The organism is Rubripirellula lacrimiformis (genome assembly GCF_007741535.1).
Taxonomy (GTDB): Bacteria; Planctomycetota; Planctomycetia; order Pirellulales; family Pirellulaceae; genus Rubripirellula; species Rubripirellula lacrimiformis.
This window is the reverse complement of the sequence record NZ_CP036525.1, coordinates 3,286,472-3,307,531: the sequence shown is the minus strand read 5'-3', so window position 1 is coordinate 3,307,531 and position 21,060 is coordinate 3,286,472. Positions and strand designations below refer to the sequence as shown.

The window sequence follows — 21,060 nt, the reverse complement described above, 5'->3', positions numbered from 1 at the left end:
TGCAATGCAAAACTGGAAAAACCTAGGCTTCGTTTGCCGAGCTTCCTTTTCCAATTCTTGAAGCGATCCGGCTTAAATCATCGACGAAAGTGTACAGCACGGGGATCGCCAGCAGGGTCAAAAGCAACGACAACGTTTGCCCCCCGGCCGCCAACACCGCGATCGAGCGACGTTCCTCGGCTCCCGGACCGGTGGCGATCAACAGTGGAAGCAGACCGGCAACAAACGAGATCGTGGTCATCAAAATGGGCCGCAATCGATCACGGTTGGCCAGCATGATCGCGTCGTGTCGCAGCAGTCCTTGAGAACGAAGCGTGTTGGTGTGATCGACTTGCAAAATGGCGGCCTTCTTGACGACGCCAAACAGCACCAAAATCCCAAGCGCCGAGTACAAGTTCAGAGTCTCACCACCCCAGTACAGACTGATCAAACCAAACGGAACGGCGATCGGAAGCGACAACAGGATGATAACGGGGTAAACCAAATTTTCGTATTGGGCCGCCAACACGATGTACATGAACACGAACGACAACAGGAACGTCCAACCGAAATCGGCGATCGTCCGCTCCAATTCACGCCCACCCCCCAAGACCTCGACATTGAAACCGGGCGGCACTCCGATTTCGTCGGCTGCTGCCTGCAGCGCCGCGATCCGGTCCGCCAGGGCATAGCCGTCTGCAATGTTGGCTCGCACGGCTACCATTCGCTGCCGACTAAGCCGGTCGATCCGCGATGCCGACGTGCTGACGTCGAAGGTGACGACGTTGTCCAATCGCGTCAGCGATGCCATTCCCGGCACCGTGTTGGTGGCGACGACGTTGCGACTTGCCAATGTCGACACGGGAGCTACCAAATTTTCGCTCGGTCGACTGGCGGCGTTCGGGTTGGTCCGCACGAACAGTTGCGAGATCGATGGCACGTCGTTTCGGTCCATGCCGACCAACCGCAACTCCACATCGTAGGCATCCCCGGCGGATCGATCCAAGTAGCGAGAAACACGATCGTCGCCACCGACGGCGACTCGCAACGTGTCTGCAATTTCTTGAACCGCTACACCCATCGCGGCCGCCCGTGGTCGATCGATGTGAACCAGCAATTCCGGATTGTCAATTCGCAGCGTCGACATCACGTCCACCAGCCCCGGGATCTGCTTGGCACGTTGCCGAAGCTGGTCGCTGAATTCCAACAATCGATCGGCATCCGAACCGGTGATCGCAAAGTCAATGTCGACCGGGGCGCCTTGTCGAAGCGAGGTCAGATTTCGCACCGACAATCGCAAGTCGGGAATCGTTTTTAGCAGAGCGCGGATCTCGGTCATTTTCTGACGCTGGGTAAAATTCCCACGCCACGCCGCCCCGACGTCTCCGGCCAACAATCCGTCTGCCAACCGGGACAAAGAAAACGATCTCTGCTTGCTGTCCTGCAATCGAATGAAAAATCCGGCTCGATTCACGTCGCCTCCGCCACGCGTCCCGACGGTCGCTAACACCGTTTCGACGCCTTCGACGTTGCGAAGCACCGATTCGACTCTTTCGATCGCCTGCCGCATGGCCAAGATGCTGGCCCCCTGACGCGCCTCGGCACGCACTTCGAATTCGGATTCATCGACATTCAGCGGAACATAATCACGCTGTACCAGTTGGCTTAGCGGGACATTCGACGCGATCACCAGAACGACGACGGCAAGCACGACCCAACGGAAACGCAGTGACAACGCCAACATCCACAGATAGCTGCGTTCCACATAGGAATAAAATCCTCGGCGTGATGCCGCGGTGTCGCCCGCATCCACTTTCTTGCTTCGTCGCAACAACTTGCTGCACATCATCGGCGTCAAAGAGAAACTGATCAGCATCGAAATCAGAATCGCAACGGTCGCGGTAACGCCGAACTGGAACAGCATTCGTCCGGTAACACTGGACAAGAACGACACTGGCAAGAATACGATCACCAGCGACACGGTGGTCGCCAAGACCGCCAATGCGATTTCTCGGGTGCCTTGGATGGACGCTTCGATCGGGTCCATCCCCTTTTCTTCGATACAGTGAAAGACGTTCTCCAGCACAACGATCGCGTCATCGATCACCACGCCTACCATCAACACCAACGCCAGCATCGTGACATTGTTCAACGTGAAATCGAACCACCGCATGAACGCGAACGTCGCGATGATCGACGCCGGGATGGCGACCGCTGCAATGACGGTCGATCGCCATGATCGCATGAACAACAACACCGTCAGGCAGGCCAGGATGCTGCCAGAAATCAAGTGACGTTCAATCTCGTGAAGCGCTTCGACAATGTAACGCGACTGGTCTTGAATGATCGTGACCGTAACATCATCGGGCAGCAGAGCGTTGCAACGTGGCAGTCGCTGTTTGATTGCATCGATCACAGCGACGGTATTCTGTCCCGATTGGCGTTGGATTTCCAAAACCACCGCTGGCTGACCATTCAAACTAGCCAACGTGCGAACTTCTTTGGTGCCGTCGGTGACACTGCCCAGGTCGCTTAGTCGAACGGGGACGCCATCCACGGTGTTCACCACCAGGTCGGCAAAATCGGCAGAGTTCTCGAACCGCCCGAGCGTCCGCATCGTCAATTCGCGACCGCCTTCGTCGACGCGGCCACCGGGCACTTCCGCGTTCTGTCGCACCAGGGCTTCGCGAACCTGCAGGATCGATAGCTGATGGGCCGCCAATCGGTCGGCGTCGATGTCGACTTGGATGGCGCGGTCGGCTGCCCCCGCGATGACGACCTCGCCCACACCGTGTGACGATTCGATGACGTTCTTGACGTTCCGTTCGGCCAACACGAATAGTTCGCGTGATGAACGTTGCCCCGAAACGGCCAACGTCATGATGGGTGACGATTCCATGTCGCGTTTTTCGACGACGGGCGGTTCGATGCCCGCGGGCAATCGTCTGACCACCCCGGCGACCGCATCGCGCACGTCTTGAATCGCAGCGTCGATGTCGCGGTCGAGTTCGACAGTGATGATTACAAACGAACGACCATCGCGTGAAATGGATCGTAATTCTTCGATCCCTGCGACGGTCGCGACCGCATCTTCGATGACGCTGCTGACTTCCGATTCAATTTCCTCGGCCGCCGCCCCGACGTACTCGGTGCTGACGTAGATTTCCGGCATATCCATGCTGGGAAATCGGTCAACGCCTAGCGAAGGAAAGGCCACAATTCCAGCGACCACCAAGGCTGTGATCAACATCAGCGCGAACACCGGTCGTTTGACCGAGACTTCAGCGAGCCAGTACATGGCGGTCTCCGTGCTGGCAGGCGATCAGGTGACAAGCGCAGGCGAACCCAGCGATCAGTTGACCAGCGATCAGTTGACCAGCGATCAGGTTCCAGGGGCTGGTTTGCTTTGCCCAGGGCAGGGCGGCGTTGGAAATTTCGGCCCGGGGCGTCCTGCGGTCAGGTCCCAGGGCAGTCGACACCCTGTGGCGAATCCACATCATGAAGACTCTCGCGTGTTCGGATCGTCTTGCGGGCGAGAATTGGCGGGAACGCTTGAATCCGAAACCTCGGCGGCGTCGGTCTTGCCGGCCCCGTCGCCGAGGTGTTTCGAATCGCCCGTCGCCGATTCGTTGGCGGCAACAACGGCCTGTGGACCAGGAACCGACACCTTCGCGACCATGCCTTGCGAACCGTCGACAAACACTTGATCGCCAACGACGAGGCCATCGTCAACGCGGCGAAATCCGTCGCGACGATCCGAGGTCACGATGGTTTGTTCCGCCGCAACGCCTTCGATGACCTTCCAGACTTTTTGGTTGCCCGCAAACTCCACGACCGCAGATTCCGGCAACACGATCGCCTGGGCGGCCGGATCGATCACCACCTCTGCTTCGGCGAACAACCCGCTGCGTAGCTGATGGTCATCGTTGCCCACTTCGGCTTCGAACATCAGAGTTCGCGAACGCGGGTCCAGCATGGGGCTGATCCGTGTGATGGTTGCAATCGAAGGTGTTTCCACCGATTGGATGGTCAATCGGACCTCCTGGCCCAAACGCAACGCCTGGGCGTGACGTTCAGGAACAGCGCCGCGAAAACGCAGCGGGCTGGTGCGTACCATGACCGCGATCGGCTGGCCCGTCGCCACATAGGTCCCCGGGGCGATATCGCGTTGTTGGATATAGCCAGTGAACGGGGCGCGCACGACGGAATCCGCCAGCTGTTGTTTAGCGATCGCTAGTTCGGCCCGGCGGACGGCAATCGACGCCAGTCGCTCGGCCACGCTATTGAGCGAAGAAACATACTGGGCCTCGGAAACTCGCTCGGCGGCTGCCGCTTGTTCGAATTCGGCAGCCGACATGGCGTTGCGGCGATTGAGTGTTTTGGCTCGTTCAAACGCGGCGACCCCTTCATCCCAAATCGCTTTTGCTTCGCGAACCGGAGGTGCATTTTTCGGGTCCAAGTCGTCGGCCGACTGACCTTCCAGCAATCCCACCGTCGAACGGGCTTGCAACAATTGGGCTTCGGCTTGAACGATACGGAGCAGCGTTTCCTGCTGATCCAATGTCGCCAGCGGATCGTCCTGTTGGACAAAGTCGCCGATTTCCACGTGCACCAAATCCACGCGACCACCGATCTTTGCGCCGACCACCGCGTGCTCATCCGGATGCAGGCTTCCCTGACTACGGACAATCGTCGGCCAACTCTGCAGCTGCACGGTGAAGGTGTCGGCTGAAATCGTCGGCATTTCGGAAGACTGGTCGGCACCGTCATCGGCGACGTCCGCCGGTCGGCAGCCAGCCGATAACAAGACAACAGCGGTCGATACAGCCAGAGCCAAGCCCGCCGAAATCGGGAAGCTTGCCGAGCGATTGGAAATCGCTGGTACGTCAGGGATTGGTGGGGGCACGGTTCCGTTTTCTCAGGCGGGGAGCCATGTTCGTCCAACGAACGACCAGGACTCTAGATTGCGGATGTGGTGGGCGGGGCAGGGGCGGGCGGGGCAGCACCGCGGCTATGCAGCAGGGCAGGGCGGTGCCGACGCGCGGCGGATAGGTGGGAAGGCGGGATGGTGGGACTGCCCCGGCCCATGATGATCGTTAGAGGATACCAGGGCAGCAACCCAAAAACAGCCGCGAACATCTTGAAAGTTGGTTCGAAACGGCTTGTCTGTCGCAGATGCGTCACAACCGCATCAACTCGTTAGCGTCCGCCGAAAGAATGCGATCGTCCGCTGCCACGCCAACTTCGCCGCCGCTGCGTCGTAGCGTGGGGTCGTGTCATTGTGGAATCCGTGATTGACGTCTTCATAAACAAACGACTGATACTCGACTCCCGCGTCCTGCAATGCTTCCTCATAAGCCGCCGCCCCGGCCAAAATCCGTTTGTCCAAACCGGCGTTCTGGATCATCAGCGGTGATTTGATTTTGGACACTTCGGCTGCATCGGGTTGGCGCCCATAGAACGGAACTCCCGCATCGATCACGTCGGGAATCATCACGGCCAATTGATTGACAACGCCGCCGCCATAACAGAATCCGACCGCACCGACTTTGCCGGTCGATTGATCGCTTGTATCCAACCACTTTGCCGCTGCGATGAAGTCCTGTGTCATTTCGGCTCCGTCGCGACGAGCCTGCATGGCCCGCCCTTCGTCATCATTGCCCGGATAACCACCCAGCGGAGTCAACGCATCGGGGGCCAGCGCCAGGAATCCATCCACGGCCAATCGCCGCGCGACGTCTTGGATGTACGGATTCAGGCCACGGTTTTCGTGGATCACCAACACGGCCGGAAACTTTTCCCCCTTCGCTGGCCGAGCCAACAGTCCCTTGATCTTTCCACCACCGTGGGGCGAATCGTATGTGATCATTTCCGAGACGATGCGTGCGTCGTCCGGCTTGACCTGCTGAGCCAGCGCGTAGTTGGGGGCGAGCGATTGTTCCAAGGTTTCGACCGTTAAGCCGCCCACTGCGAACGCCGCCAACCGCTTGACGTAATCGCGACGTGTCAATCGACCGTGTGCGTAGTCGTCGTATAGATCAATGATGGCCTGATCAAACTGGTGCGCTTCTTTGCGTGTCATAACAGCAGACTCTTGGGGTTCCGAGATGGGGCTTAGAAAATCCGCACAGGTAGCCGATCGGTTTCGATTCGGCTGACCAAAATTGTATCGAAGTGGCAACCCGGTTTCAGCTTCGGCCTAACCGAGCGGCGTTTGCTGCGCGGATTGGATTTGAAATTTGCAGCGGAACCACAGCTAGTCGCAAACCAGTCTTCGCCCCCGGTCATGCTGATGCGCACGCAAACATCACGGCCAGACGGACCGCAAAGTCGCCAGACGGATCAGCGCGTCGCTATCGGACGCGATTGACTTGAGCCTGTGGTTCCGACGGCACCGGATGCGAAATCCATCTCAGAATCCATGGCCAACACGCCAACGTCACCAATGGACTGACCGTGGCCAAAATTCCAAAAACCACAAAGGGTTGGTCCCAGTGGTACGTGCTGATCGCCATCCCGCAGGCACCGCAAAGGAATTGTTGGCACACGATCACGGACGACGCGGCTCCGATGTCTCGATCCACTTGTTCTAGAACCAAGTGAGTCACCAAGGGTCGACTTAAACCAAAGAAGAATGAATACAGCGCCATGCCAGCGGAAAAGTATGGCCACCCGGAATTCCCCGTGACCAAAATCACACCGCCGCCGACGCAACAGCCTACAAAGGCAATCGTCAGCAATCGAAATTCGCTATACCGATGGATCACCTTGGTGCATGCCACCGAACCGAGGATGACACAAATTGCATTGGCGCCAAACAGCAACGCAAACTGTTGCTCGTTCATGCCAAAATGAATCATGAATGCGATTGGCGAAAATGCGACGAAGCCTAATAGCGGCGCGGCAAGCACGGCGGTCGTCGCACTGATGAAGATGAAATTTCGGTTCATCGCCAGCCGCCCGTAGCGTTGGAACATGCCGGCCACCCCGGTTGCCTCCAACGCCAAGGCCGTTTCGCGGTACATCACCAGCGCCAACACCAACGTCAATGTCGACAGTGTCGCCTGCATCACAAAGATCCAGCGCCAACTTGCGAACTGCATGATCGCAGCGCCAATCGACGGTGCGACCATCGGCGCGACTCCTAGGATGACGCCGATCCATGCGAGCACTCGTTGCCGTTCCTTTCCTTCGAACTGGTCGCGCGCGATCGCCATCACCATCGACGAAGCGCCCGCCGCCCCTGTCCCCTGCAGAATACGCCAAGCGATCAATTGCATCACGTTTTGCGAAAGACCGCACAGCAGCGACGAAATCGTGAACAACGCCAAGCCGGTTAGCAATATCGGACGCCGACCAAACCGATCGGACAGACTGCCCCAGACCATCAACGTCACGCTATACGCGACGAACCACAAAACCAACGACAGATGCAGCTGTGACGTCTCGACCTGCCACTGCTGGGTGATCGATGGAATCGCCGGCAAGTACATGTCGGTCGCCAGTGGTGGCGCCGCGGCGAGCAAACCCAGAAAGCAAATGTAAAGTCGTCTTGGCATCAGTACTTTGTTTCGATTGACGATCGATTCCGCCGTGTAGGTTTGATTGTTTCGCTGCGAAACATCCGGGCAACCAGGGAACAGGCATCGGACGGTCCGTACTCCATGATTTCAGCGGCCCCTAGCGGACAGCGCCGCGATGCGGTCGCCAATCCCCTCCGATCTGGCCCCCTGATCCAACTCGCCCCAACGCGGTCCATCTGACGACACGCGAATCAACAGTGTGCTCAAAACGACCTCACATGTCGGCGCCGCCATTGCCGGCGTGAATGCTCGTGAAACACCGTAAAAACCGCCGTCTTGGACGCTGTTTGGCTTGCTGTGAAACAGTTTGGCACGGGCGCTGCGTGAAAGGACTGCTGTCGGGCATAAGCCCGGCGGCACCTTTTTCACTTCGACCCGAGAGTCCTCCCATGACACCCATCACCAAAATCGCCGCAGCACTGGCAATCATCCTTTCGATGTCCGCCACATCCGCATTTGCTGACACGTATCACCATATCGATCAACTGGCACTTTCCATCGACCGCGAGACCAAGCAGTTGGTCAACGAGACCCGCCACTATCGCCATTCACGTGAATACCGACACCTCCAAGCGGACGCCCGCGACCTGAGCCGATTGGCCAGTCACATGCATGACGTCGCACATGCCGAGGGCAGCCTGCATCACCTGCAATCCGACCTAGCGGAAATCGATTCTAAGTTCCATCACTTGGAAAGCGTGATTGGCCGGATTGAACACGAAGCGAACCATGGTCACGGCCACATTCACGGACACACATCCCATGTCCATCGGCTGTTAGGTTCGATTGAAAATAGCATCCATCATTTGCAAGACGATTTGCGTTCGCTGCAAACCAGCAGTCACACGGTTCGTCGTGTCGTTGTCACCCGTCCCACCGTTGCTCCGGTTCGCAGCTACCGCACGTACTCGGACATCCAACGGTCTTACCGAAGCAGTCATGGTGCGGGACATCACGGTGGTCATCACGCTCCGCAACATGGCATCTCGGTACCACGAAGCCGTGGCATCAGTTTCGGCAACGGTCGCTTTTCGATCAACTTCTAGTGGTCTGGGACACCTTCGTTTTAGGGTCGGCACAGCTAGCCGTTTAGGCGCTAGCGAACTGCTGATTTAGTAACCCGCTGCGTGAGCGAGGGATTCGAAAGGATCCCTCGCTCACGCTTCGGGTTTTGACTTGCACGCTAAGTTCAGGAACACGATCAGATCAGCAGGCCGCTAACCCAAAGATTTAGCTGGCACAGACCACTCGTTTGCGAAGCTGATTGACCGTGCATTGACTAGACTGCACCGACGCCGATCGCTTTCCTGCATTTTCCTCGGGTTGCAACGATGCCGAATCCCAAGACCACTATGACGTTCGCGTTCTGGATGGTCGTGTCCTGGGTGGTGATGTGTGTGACTCACGAGATCGGGCACATCATCGGCGGTTTCATCGGTGGCGCGGAATTAACAGACTTTGACTTGGCCCCGTGGCGACTGCCCTATTCGATCCATCAACCGGATCCCGTCCCTCGTCTGACGCTATGGTCCGGCCCGATCTTTGGTGTTGTCGCGCCCTTGGTCATCGCGTCGGTGCTTCGATACCGATGGGCTTGGCTGGTCGCCGACTTCTGTGTGCTTGCCAACGGTTCTTATTTGGCGCTAGCCTGGGTGTCGGGTGATCCGCTGTTGGATACTCCACGAATGCTTTCGGCGGGAGTGTCGCCGTGGACAATCGGCTTGTACTGCTTGGTGACCATCGCCGCCGGGTACGTGTTGTTCCGTCGAGACTGCATTCGTTTTTTCGAGTCTGCAAGCAACGCTTCGAAGCCTGACGGCACAGACGCCCCACCCAAGCCATCGAGCCAAATCAGCTGATCCCAATCGCTGGGACTTGGCGCGGAAACCTTCGCGTCAAAACCTTCGAGTCGGATTGCTGAATTGGCGGCATGCAGTCCGCCGAGAACCTAAGATGGTGGCGATCGGTGTTGGATTCCATCTATATTTGATGCGTTGATCCATCGCCGTCGCGCGTCTATCCCCACCTCCATCCACCTTGCTTGGACTATGTTTCGAACCATCGCCACCTTAGCGGTCATCGCAGCCGCCAACCTATTGGTCCACGCGGAATCGACGGCCCAGCGTCCGAATGTGCTCTTGATCTGCATCGATGATTTGCGCCCGGAATTAGGATGCTATGGAGTCGATTACATCCAGTCGCCGAACATTGATCGGCTGGCGTCGCAAAGTCGCCTATTTCGGCACCATTACGTCCAAGCTCCCACTTGTGGTGCATCGCGCAACGCGCTGCTGACCGGCGTCTACGGTGGACGTTCCAACAACGCATTGTTCCAGCGGGCCGAACAAATGGAACAAGACAAACCGGTTCCGGTCAGCATGCCGGGATGGTTTCGGCAGAACGGTTATGCGACGGTTTCGGTAGGCAAAGTATCGCACCACCCCGGCGGCCGTGGCGGGCCGAACTGGGATGATCCCGCGATCCCCGAGATGCCCGGTGCCTGGGACCGCCATCTATTGCCGGCAGGTCCATGGCAACATCCGCGTGGCGCGATGCACGGGCTTGCCAATGGCGAGATCCGCGTGGATCGATCTAAAATGGACGTGTTCCAGTCGACCACAGGCGCCGACGAAATCTACCCCGATGGTTTGATCACCAACGAAGCGATCAGCCAACTGGACGCGCTGGCAAACGACGGCGACCAACCCTTTTTCTTGGCCGTCGGCATTATCCGCCCACACCTGCCCTTTGGTGCACCGGCAAAGTACATGCAGCCCTATCGCGATGCCAAACTGCCAGCGATCCCTCACCCCACCAAACCGGCGGGAAAGACGACGTGGCACGGGTCGGGTGAATTCATGACCTACAACCGATGGGACCGCAATCCAAACCAGGACGCCGAGTTCGCGTTGGAAGTGCGTCGCCATTACGCTGCCTGCGTTTCGTACGCCGACGCAATGGTGGGCCGTATTCTGGATCAGTTGTCAGCCAGCCCAGCGGCCGACAATACCGTTGTCGTGCTATGGGGCGACCACGGATGGCACTTGGGCGAGCACGCGATCTGGGGCAAGCATGCCTTGTTCGAAGAATCGCTGCGATCGCCACTGATCATTCGCGCTGTCGGCACCGCCAGCGATGGTGTGCCCAACGACGCAGTGGTCGAAACGGTCGACCTGTTTCCAACGCTGTGCGAACTGACCAACCTGAACGCTCCCGATGGATTGGTCGGCCAGTCGCTGGTCCCTGCGATCAAGAACAACGCCAATCACGATGGCACTGCGATCGCCTACAACAGCAAAGCGGAAACCATTCGTAGCCCAAGCCACCGTTTGACCGTCCATCGCGACGGTTCGCTAGAACTGTACGATCACCGAACTCCCGAAGGCGAAACTCGCAACCTAGCGAAAGAGGAACCCGAAGTTGTCGCCCAGCTGAAACAACAATTGACGGATCGATTGAACCAGGCTGCGACCAAGTCCGCTAAATCGAAGTAGCGGTTCGCGATAAACAGGGATGCCGCAGGATTCACGACACCGCGGCATCCCGAATGGGACTATCGCGTTGACTTGCTGGCCGCATACTTCCGCTCGATCTGTTCCAGCGGGACCCCTTTGGTTTCGGGCATCACAAAGATGACCCACAACAATTGAATCACCATCATCAAACAGAAAAACAAGAACACCAGTGACGCGGGAAACGCCGTCACCATGCTAGGAAAGAACAACGTCAACAGGGCCGCAAAGATCCAGTGCGTGAAACTCCCCAGGGACTGACCAACCGCGCGATATTGGTTGGGAAAGATCTCGGAGATGAACACCCAGATCACAGCACCTTGACCGACCGCGTGCGCTGCGATGAACGCAAAGATGCACATCGGCACGATGGCGAAGGTTTCGCTTTGGAAAGCCCACGCACACAGCCCCAGCGATGCGATGTATCCGATCGACCCGACGAACATCAGCGTCCGCCGGCCTAGTCGGTCGATCAACCACAATCCGACAAAGGTAAAGATTAGATTAGTGACGCCGATTCCGATCGACTGCAACAGAGCCGTTTGTTCCCCCATCCCCGCTTTTTCGAAGATCCGCGGTGCGAAATACAGGATCGCGTTGATCCCCGAAAGCTGATTGAAAAACGCGATCAAAAACGCCCAGCTGACGGGGCCGCGGAGACGCAAATTCCAGAATCCGCCTCTGGTCGCCTGACCATCGCGGGAAGTTTCGATCTGCTCAGCCAGATCATTCACGTGCGCCTCGGTCGCGTCTGGATTGGCCGCCGCGATGGTTTGCTTGGCACGGGCGACATCCCCACGCCGAACGATCAGCCAACGGGGACTCTCTGGCAGCCCGATGCACATCAAACTGTAGATGACCGCGGGGATCGCTTCGACGCCCAGCATCCATCGCCACGCGTTGGGTCCGATCCCGGCTATTGCCGCATTGGATGCAAACGCAACCAGGATTCCAAACACGATGTTGAACTGAAACATGCCCGCCAAGCGACCACGACGCTCCGGCGGCGCGATCTCAGAAATGTAAAGCGGAGCCGCAACCGTCGATATACCGACTCCCACACCACCGATGAAACGTGCCACCATGAACGAGTACACGTCGGTCGCGAGGCCGGACCAGACCGCCGACACCACGTAAAAAATCCCGATCCACAATAGCGTCGCTTTTCGCCCAAATCGATCCGTCGGGTAGCCGCCGATCAACGAACCGAAAACGGTCCCCCACAGCGCCATGCTCATCGCCAAGCCGTGCTCGAATTCGCCTAACGACCACAGTTCTTGGATCGTCTTTTCGGCTCCCGAGATCACGACGGTATCGAAACCAAACAGGAACCCGGCCAGAGCAGCGGTCAAAGACCAAATGAACAAACGGCTGGGCATCGATTCTTCTCTTCCTTAGTCGCGGATCAGTAACAGGCGGTCGCGATCGAATGATCAAGCGAAAAAACATATCCGCCGAACCGCTAAGGCTAGCCGCTGGAAGGACTCGCTACACGAGCGTGACGAAGAAAATCGGGAAAGGGTCGCATTTTTTGATGCACAGGCGACAGTGCGATCACACGATTCGCCCTGCCACCGAGTCCGGGCAGAAATCGCTAGGACTTGGAATCGAAGTTGACGGTGCAACTCGATCGACGGGTACTGGCAGTATTTGCGTCGAGAACAGGAGTGAAAGAAGAAGAAGAAGAAGAAGAAGAAGAAGAAGAAAAGTTCGAGTTCAAGTTCGAGTTCGAGTTCGAGTTTAAGTTTTTTGGCGTATTGATTGGCACGACACAAACTTAAACTCGAACTTAAACTCGAACTCGAACTTCTTCCCGGCGCCAATCATTAGCGTCGATTCAGAGAGCCGCTGGCCGTGCGATTGGACGTGCACTACGGTTTTGGGGTAGCGGAACTCGTCAAGAGTTTCGGATTCGGCATGATTGACGAAAGTCTTGACGACTTCCGCTACGACGTTTGACTCGAACTTCTTCCCGGCGCAACTCATTTGCGTCGATTCAGAGAGCCGCTCGTCATGCGTTTGGACGAGCACCTCGGTTTTCGCGTAGCGGAACTCGTCAAGAGTTTCGGACGCGACATGGCTGACGAAAGTCTTGACGACTTCCGCTACGACGTTTGACTCGAACTTCTTCCCGGCGCAAATCATTTGCGTTGATTCAGAGAGACGCTCGTCATGCGTTTGGACGAGCACCTCAGTTTTCGCGTAGCGGAACTCGACAAGAGTTTCGGATTCGACATGACGGACGAAAGTCTTGACGACTTCCGCTACGACGCTTGACTCGAACTTCTTCCCGGCGCAACTCATTTGCGTCGATTCAGAGAGCCGCTGGCCGTGAGGCGACTGACAACTGACAATGCCCGGCCGCTCACGCGATCACGGCTCACTAGATCGGCAACTCGTCAAGAGTTTCGGACTCGACATGATTGACGAAAGTCTTGACGACTTCCGCTACGACGTTTGACTCGAACTTCTTCCCGGCGCAAATCATTTGCGTCGACTCAGCGAGACGCTCGTCATGCGTTTGGACGCGTACTACGGTTTTGGGGTAGCGGAACTCGTCAAGAGTTTCGGATTCGGCATGGCTGACGAAAGTCTTGACGACTTCCGCTACGACGTTCAATTCGAACTTCTTCCCGGCGCAAATCATTAGCGTCGATTCAGAGAGCCGCTCGCCATGCGTTTGGACGAGCACTTCGGTTTTCGGGTAGCGGAACTCGACAAGAGTTTCGGATTCGACATGGCTGACGAAAGTCTTGACGACTTCCGCTACGGCGTTTGACTCGAACTTCTTCCCGGCGCAAATCATTTGCGTCGATTCAGAGAGCCGCTGGCCGTGAGGCGACTGACAACTGACAATGCCCGGCCGCTCACGCGATCACGGCTCACTAGATCGACAACTCGTCAAGAGTTTCGGACTCGACATGACTGACGAAAGTCTTGACGACTTCCGCTACGACGTTTGACTCGAACTTCTTCCCGGCGCAAATCATTTGCGTCGATTCAGAGTGCCGCTGGCCGTGAGGCAACTGACAACGGAAAATGCCCGGCCGCTCACGCGATCACGGCTCACTAGATCGACAAACCGTCAAGAGTTTCGGATTCGACATGACTGACGAAAGTCTTGACGACTTCCGCTACGGCGTTTGACTCGAACTTCTTCCCGGCGCAAATCATTTGCGTCGATTCAGCGACCCGCTGGCCGTGAGGCAACTGACAACGGAAAATGCCCGGCCGCTCACGCGATCACGGCTCACTAGATCGACAAACCGTCAAAAGTTTCGGACTCGACATGACTGACGAAAGTCTTGACGACTTCCGCTACGACGTTTGACTCGAACTTCTTCCCGGCGCAAATCATTTGCGTTGATTCAGAGAGCCGCTGGCCGTGAGGCGACTGACAACGGAAAATGCCCGGCCGCTCACGCGATCACGGCTCACTAGATCGACAAACCGTCAAGAGTTTCGGACTCGACATGACTGACGAAAGTCTTGACGACTTCCGCTACGACGTTTGACGCAAACTTCTTCCCGATCGCAAATCATTTGCGTCGATTCAGAGTGCCGCTGGCCGTGAGGCGACTGACAACTGACAATGCCCGGCCGCTCACGCGATCACGGCTCACTAGATCGGCAAATCGTCAAGAGTTTCGGACTCGACACGGCTGACGAAAGTCTTGACGACTTCCGCTACGACGTTTGACTCGAACCTCTTTCTGGCGCAAATCATTTGCGTCGATTCAGAGTGCCGCTGGCCGTGAGGCGACTGACAACGGAAAATGCCCGGCCGCTCGCGCGATCACGGCTCACTAGATCGGCAAATCGTCAAGAGTTTCGGATTCGACATGGCTGACGAAAGTCTTGACGACTTCCGCTACGACGTTTGCGAACACTAGCGTTCGCCAGCATTGGAATCGACGGCGACGTTCCCTATCACGATCTCGGCATTGGTTGAATTGCCGAATAGACCGGGGCTGCCGGTCAAATTGGGGGAATCGTCGGTTGCGACCAGAGTCCACTTCTCGGGCTCGTCCGAATCTCGCTGCCAAACTTTTGCCCGCAGCACTGCCTTGCCGTCTTCGTTGGCTGCACGAAACTTCAACCGATACCACGTTCCCGCGGTCCATTGAAAGGGAACGCTCTTCGCCATTCGCAGCTGAGCCGACCAGGTCCGGATCTGCAGCTGTTGGGATTCCCCCATCAAGTCCATCGTGTAGCGTTGGGCGATCAATCCGATGTCCGGCAACTTGGCGTTGCCAGCGGCCGCCTGAACATCGGCGGTGACCGTGTAGTCGCTCATTTCGGGTGATCCGAACCAAGTCTGGCTCCGTGTTCCCTTGGGAATCGTGGTGATCTTCACGATCGCGTGATTTCCGTCGATCTGGCGAGCCTCGTGCCGATAGCGGGCCCCGATCCACGTGATCGGAACTTGCCCGTCGATGAAATCGAAATTCCAGGGCAGGGCAGGGATGATCCGATAGCGGGCAGTGGCCACTGCATCCCCGACGACGGCCTTGATCGTCAACGCAGAGTGGTGGGATGAATCGCCGACCGTCAAATTCCCGTTTTCATCGATCGCTCCATCCCCGTCGACGGTCCACTGAACCGATGGTTGGGATTCGCGGACCGCTCGCCCAGCCGAGTTGTAACCAATCAGACGCAGGACCATGTGCTGCCCGGGCTGCACGATCGCTTCGGCCGGAACGATCTGCCACTGCGTCACCTCCAAATCGGATGCGACTGGGGTAGCTTCGTCGACGGCCGCTTCGTCGACGGCCGCTTCATTAGCAGCTGATTCATTAGCAGCTGATTCATTAGCAGCTGGGCCATCCGCCGAATCTGGCGAAACGTTCGCCGCCGCCTCGGTTGCCAAACAGAAGATTCCGCCGGTGGTTGGCAAATAGATTCGCCCGAAGGCCACGATTGGTGATCCACCGACGTCATGTCCTTTGGGCAATCGCGTCTTGGAAACCACTTCCACGCCATCGGTCGACGGGCGCAAGACATAGAAGTAACCCGTGGCGGTGCACGCGTAGATCTTACCGTCGGCAAAGATCAAGCTGCCTCGCATCGATGTGCCCAGTTTCAACGGTTCACCGATCTCGGTGCCGGTATCGGCGTCAAGAACGTGCAGCCGAGACGAGTCCTCCACTACATACAATCGATCACCCACCAACAGCGGCGAACTCTTGCCGACAATCAATTCTTCGGTCCGCCATAGTTCCGATCCAGTCGATCCCGACGCCAATCCGTCCAGATCGACACCCACGACCGCGCCCATCAACGTACCGGTCGGGTTCTCCTCGCCATGTGCAATGAAGACGCGACCGTCATCGGAGATCACAGGCGACGTGTTCACGCCGCGGCGCGAAACTTGGACACTGCCCAAGCGAGCGCCGGTTCGCGGATCGAACACGTATAGCGAACCGTCTCCCGAGCCCGATACCATCACACCCTTCCCCGCGACGACACCGAACACAGGCGTGCTGTAGGTGGTGTCCTCGGGGAACGTGCGGGTGGCAGTCTTCCAAATCAATTCGCCGCTGATTTTATCGAACGCTAAGAATCGATGCGCCGGCTGCGCGTCATCGCCCCAGCCCGTCGTCACCCCGCTGATGATCACCAGATCATCGAAGATCACCGGCGTATTGGTTCGGCCACCGTAGGTGCTAAGCATCCCAAATTCTTCGCTCAGCGATCGACTCCACCGCGTGTCACCGGTGTCCGCGTCGATGCACTTTAGCAAGCAGCACGCGCCCATCGCAAAGACTGAATCGGTCTGTTTGTCGGCGGCAACATGGGACCAGCCGACGCGTTCAGCCGGCACATCCGACAGAAAGACATTGGTGACATTCTCCCATACAAGTTGGCCCGATTCGGCATCCAAGCACACCACCTTCTCGGCCTCGGTCGGCGTTCCCGGCTGATGGCGAGTGATCGTGAATAGGCGACCGTTCATCGCAACAGGAGTCGAGATTCCCGCCCCTTGTTCGCTTTTCCAAACGACGCCGCTGTCGGGTCCCCCACGTGGATTGAATCGTTCGATCAAACCACCTTGGTCCACCGTGCCGTTGTTGTGTGGACCGCGCCACGCCAACCAATCTTGGCCACTCGCATCCGGTGCGGGAACACTCGCCGCCGTGATGATCGAAACGAATAGAACCATCCAGCCAAGGGGCGGCTTGGCACAGAAGCAAGCGGGCACAACCGCCGAGCTCACTTTTGCCATCTTTGCAAACCAAGGAAAGGAAGAAAGACAGGCGTGAGTTGTTGTCATTGACGGGGCAAAGGCTGGATTGATTCAGGGAGAATGCAAAGGCGCATTTGCGAAATGTACTGTCGCCGCCCAGGAAAACAATCGGCAAACCGACTATTTCCTGTACCGTTTTGCAAATTCATCGCCGCGACCGATCCGGCATGGCAACCGCGGGATCAAAAAGCCTATTGCGACAGTGACTAGAATTGACGAACTTCATTGCTGACGCCCCCCAATCCGCTGGCCCCGTTTTCCTGAACTCCATTGACGCCTTCTCCTAAACATCTCGCAGCAGGCCGTGCTAGCCGGCAGCGAAGACGCAAGGTTTTGCATTTCGAGACGCTTGAAAACCGTCGAATGCTGACCGCCGGCTTGGATTCAGCTGCCGTGTTGCCAGTCGCACCCATCACACAGGTACCGTCGTTGGCGGCCGGCATCGCGCCCCTGCAGGCGCATTCGGCGACTTCCCCCACAAGCGACCATCCCGAAGTCGCTTGGCCGATGCAGGCCAGTGCTGCCCATGATTCGGCCGAGGGTGAACTGCCGGTCGATCTGGTCCAATTTGCCAAGGACCTTCGCGATGCCGGCGCTATCCTGTTCGGCGCCGCCTGGTGTGCCCCATGCACCCAGCAACAACAGGCCTTCGGCGACGGGGGAAACGACCTGAACTACGTTGACGTATCGACGCCTCAACGAACCTTGAACGAGATCGGTTTGGCCGAAGGCATCACGTCGATCCCGACCTGGAAATTTACCGACGGAACCGAGTTGGTCGGCCCTCAGACACTGGAAACCCTGGCCACCGCTGCTGGCATTCCAATCCCGCAGAACGACCTCCCGACATTCGAAGCGATCGGGAACCTGGTCGTCCAAACCGGCAGCCCGCTGCATGTTCCCATCGACGCTTTCGACCCGGATGGCGGCCCGCTGACGGTCACCGTATCGGTTGCCGATCCCAGCCTGATCGATGCAACGGTGCCGAGCGGAAATCGATCGATCCGTTTCGACATGGAAGGCTACGGCGACATGGTGTTCGAGTTGTTCGAACAGCGTGCACCGACCGCGTCGGGTCGAGTGATTCAGCTTGCGCAAGAGGGATTCTATGACGGGATTTCTTTCCACCGTGTTGTCGATGACTTTGTGATCCAAGCAGGCGACCCCACCGGCACCGGAGCCGGCGGATCGTCTCTTCCCGATTTCGACGACGACTTTCACCCTGAACTGCAACACAACCGCGAAGGCGTCTTGTCGTTCGCCAAACGCGACGATGACACCAACGACTCTCAGTTCTTCATCACCGAAACTCCCACTCGCTTCTTAGATTTCAATCACTCGGTCTTCGGCCAATTGGTCGAAGGGTTCGACGTCCGTGAATCCATCAGCGAGACCGCCGTCAACAATGGAGTCCAGAACCGCCCGATATTCGACGTTCGAATCGACATGATGGAGGTCTTCGACGATACCGAAAACGCCGTCGTGATGTTAAGGCCGACGGGGCTGCAGACCGGCACGACATCGGTCACATTCACCGTGACCGATCAGGACGGGAACGAATACTCTGAAACCGTCGAAGTCACGGTCATCGCGGACACAGTCAACAGCCCACCGTTCCTGTTGCCGATCCCGCAACCGTTGTCCGGAACCAGTGGCGTACCGATGACGATCCAGTTGGCCAGCGTCGATATCGAAAACGATCCCGTGGTCTACTCGGCCAGCGTCGTCGGGTCGCCGTCGGACGTCCTAGCCTCGATCGATGCCGCCACTGGCGAACTGACCGTCACTGTCCCGGACGCCTACCAGGGCAACGTCGAAATCGATGTCCAAGTCAGTGGCCCAACCGGCGACGGTTCAGAAGATGCAGACGACAATCAGCGGATCGTTATTTCGTTCACATCCACTGTCGTCCAACCGGCCCAATGGGCCATTGCATCCAGCGCCGCTCGAATCACCCTGGCACGCGCGGGGGGCAATTGGGTGATTCGCAACTCGGACACCGACGACGTGATCGATTCGATTGACATTGGCCAGGTGACCGACATACTGATCACGGGATCGCTGGACGCCAACACATTGACCATTGACTTTGATGGTGGCCCGATCGACGTGCCCGTCCGGTTCAATGGATTTGAATCGACGGAAGTTCATGGCGGCATCCTTCATCTTGTCGGCTCGGATATCAACGAGATCGATGCCAGCTTGGACGACCAAACCGGCGTGATCCAGGCAACGTTTGGTCTAGCGAACCAGAGCGACCCGCCATCGACCAACCTATCGTTCACCGGTGTCAGCGAAATCGTCGATACGTCTAGCGCCAATGGACGCCAGTGGCAGTTCGACATTGACGACGCAGTCATAGGCGTTCAAGACGATGCAGTCCCAGCGGACGGTGTCAATCAAATCGTCTTGTCCAGCGGTTTCACGATCACCACGGCATCGCCCAGCCATTCGTTTGGGATCTCTGCAATCGGCACCCGCCAAACGGTTTCGATCAGCGCACTAGACAGCGCAACCCGCGCCGCCGAGTGGCAGGTCAGCACCGCGGACGGCGACGACATCATCGAAATTTTGGATCTGCCGGTCGGTGTGCGGATCACGGCGTCGGGGCAGGGCGGGGCGGACCTGTTTCAAATCGGGTCAGCCGAATTCGGATCCGATCGAATCCTGGGATCACTGGAAATTGTGGGTGACCAGAACGACACGCTATCGGTTGTCGATTTTTCGCAGTGGCGACTGACATCGCTCAGCACTTCGTCGGGCGCCGCACGGCAGATTGCTTCCCCGACCGAGAACGAAAATTCGTCAGCCGAACTGACCCTGAATTTCCAGCGACCTTGGCAGAACTCTTTGCGGCCCAGCGATATCAACAACGATGGAAATCTGTCGGCCCTGGACGCGTTGGTGATCATCAATGAACTCGGGTCGTCACGAAATTCGGACGACGGTCTGCTGGACGACCCGTTAGGCGTCACGTCATGGCCGGGCGTGTACTACGACCAAAACGGCGACCAGAATGTGACGGCATTGGATGCGTTGCGAGTGATCAACGAATTGGGAAGAATCAAGCCGGGCGAATCGGAATCTCCAATAGCCGTTGGAGTGAAGGGCGGAACGGTTGGCGGTTTTTCGATGAATGAGCCGTTAGGCGATAGCCTCGGTTTCGTCGCCCAAGAACCGGGGCTATCGCCCAAACGGCTCACGTTCAGATTCGAAACGGGGTTTGATCGACAGGCCGTGACGATCTGCGGTCCGCCGGTCCATACGGAAATTCGGGTGGGGTGGGCCGAAAGTCTTGGCGACTTGCGCTACGAGTTGGGGCGATCGCCCAAACGGCTCAGCGTGGGGTGGGCCGAAAGTCTTGGCGACTTGCGCTACGAGTTGGGGCGATCGCCCAAACGGCTCAGCCTGGGGTGGGCCGAAAGTCTTGGCGACTTGCGCTACGGGTTGGGGCTATCGCCCAAACGGCTCAGCGTGGGGTGGGCCGAAAGTCTTGGCGACTTGCGCTACGAGTAGGGGCTATCGCCCAAACGGCTCAGCGTGGGGTGGGCCGAAAGTCTTGGCGACTTGCGCTACGAGTTGGGGCGATCGCCCAAACGGCTCAGCGTGGGGTGAGCCGAAAGTCTTGGCGACTTGCGCTACGAGTTGGGGCGATCGCCCAAACGGCTCAGCGTGGGGTGGGCCGAAAGTCTTGGCGACTTGCGCTACGAGTTGGGGCTATCGCCCAAACGGCTCAGCG

At 57.7% G+C, this 21,060-nt stretch carries 13 protein-coding genes; 5 read left to right on the top strand and 8 right to left on the bottom strand.

Annotation, left to right across the window (positions count from 1 at the left end):
* Positions 1-22: 22 nt before the first annotated feature.
* From K227x_RS11715 to K227x_RS11695, 5 genes are all read right to left on the bottom strand, one after another.
* Complete coding sequence (locus K227x_RS11715) at positions 23-3,277, bottom strand: efflux RND transporter permease subunit (protein ID WP_145169655.1); 3,255 nt, start codon at positions 3,275-3,277, stop codon at positions 23-25.
* Positions 3,261-3,479: a hypothetical protein gene (locus tag K227x_RS11710; RefSeq protein ID WP_218933945.1), complete on the bottom strand. Its 219-nt coding sequence runs from the start codon at positions 3,477-3,479 to the stop codon at positions 3,261-3,263. The genes K227x_RS11715 and K227x_RS11710 overlap by 17 nt, the downstream gene beginning before the upstream one ends.
* Entirely contained in the window at positions 3,476-4,885 is a 1,410-nt protein-coding gene (locus tag K227x_RS11705; protein ID WP_145169653.1) for an efflux RND transporter periplasmic adaptor subunit, read from the bottom strand. The genes K227x_RS11710 and K227x_RS11705 overlap by 4 nt, the downstream gene beginning before the upstream one ends.
* Before the next feature lie 285 nt (positions 4,886-5,170).
* A complete protein-coding gene (locus tag K227x_RS11700) occupies positions 5,171-6,061 on the bottom strand; it encodes a dienelactone hydrolase family protein (RefSeq protein WP_145169652.1) in 891 nt (296 codons plus the stop codon).
* 271 nt (positions 6,062-6,332) lie between these two features.
* Entirely contained in the window at positions 6,333-7,538 is a 1,206-nt protein-coding gene (locus K227x_RS11695; RefSeq protein WP_145169651.1) for a multidrug effflux MFS transporter, read from the bottom strand.
* Between the two features lie 413 nt (positions 7,539-7,951).
* Between K227x_RS11695 and K227x_RS11690 the strand changes: the two genes are divergently transcribed.
* From K227x_RS11690 to K227x_RS11680, 3 genes are all read left to right on the top strand, one after another.
* Entirely contained in the window at positions 7,952-8,608 is a 657-nt protein-coding gene (locus K227x_RS11690; protein ID WP_145169650.1) for a hypothetical protein, read from the top strand.
* 285 nt (positions 8,609-8,893) lie between these two features.
* On the top strand, positions 8,894-9,421 hold the full coding sequence (locus K227x_RS11685; protein ID WP_246146750.1) for a hypothetical protein: 528 nt from the start codon (positions 8,894-8,896) through the stop codon (positions 9,419-9,421).
* A 189-nt stretch (positions 9,422-9,610) separates the two neighbouring features.
* Entirely contained in the window at positions 9,611-11,056 is a 1,446-nt protein-coding gene (locus K227x_RS11680; RefSeq protein WP_145169649.1) for a sulfatase, read from the top strand.
* 59 nt (positions 11,057-11,115) lie between these two features.
* Here K227x_RS11680 and K227x_RS11675 read toward each other — a convergent pair whose 3' ends face one another.
* A complete protein-coding gene (locus tag K227x_RS11675) occupies positions 11,116-12,453 on the bottom strand; it encodes a sugar porter family MFS transporter (RefSeq protein WP_145169648.1) in 1,338 nt (445 codons plus the stop codon).
* 234 nt (positions 12,454-12,687) lie between these two features.
* On the opposite strand from K227x_RS11675, the gene K227x_RS30485 reads away from it, so the two are divergent.
* Complete coding sequence (locus K227x_RS30485; RefSeq protein ID WP_218933944.1) at positions 12,688-12,855, top strand: hypothetical protein; 168 nt, start codon at positions 12,688-12,690, stop codon at positions 12,853-12,855.
* A gap of 602 nt (positions 12,856-13,457) precedes the next feature.
* On the opposite strand, the gene K227x_RS11670 is transcribed toward K227x_RS30485, so the two are convergent.
* Together K227x_RS11670 and K227x_RS11665 are read right to left on the bottom strand one after the other, a co-directional pair.
* Positions 13,458-13,880, bottom strand: a complete 423-nt coding sequence (locus K227x_RS11670) for a hypothetical protein (protein ID WP_145169647.1) — start codon at positions 13,878-13,880, stop codon at positions 13,458-13,460.
* Positions 13,881-14,963: 1,083 nt separating this feature from the next.
* Complete coding sequence (locus K227x_RS11665) at positions 14,964-17,300, bottom strand: outer membrane protein assembly factor BamB family protein (protein WP_246146749.1); 2,337 nt, start codon at positions 17,298-17,300, stop codon at positions 14,964-14,966.
* A 384-nt stretch (positions 17,301-17,684) separates the two neighbouring features.
* On the opposite strand from K227x_RS11665, the gene K227x_RS11660 reads away from it, so the two are divergent.
* Positions 17,685-20,837, top strand: coding sequence for a peptidylprolyl isomerase (locus tag K227x_RS11660; RefSeq protein WP_218933943.1), 3,153 nt, complete (start codon positions 17,685-17,687; stop codon positions 20,835-20,837).
* Positions 20,838-21,060: the final 223 nt, after the last annotated feature.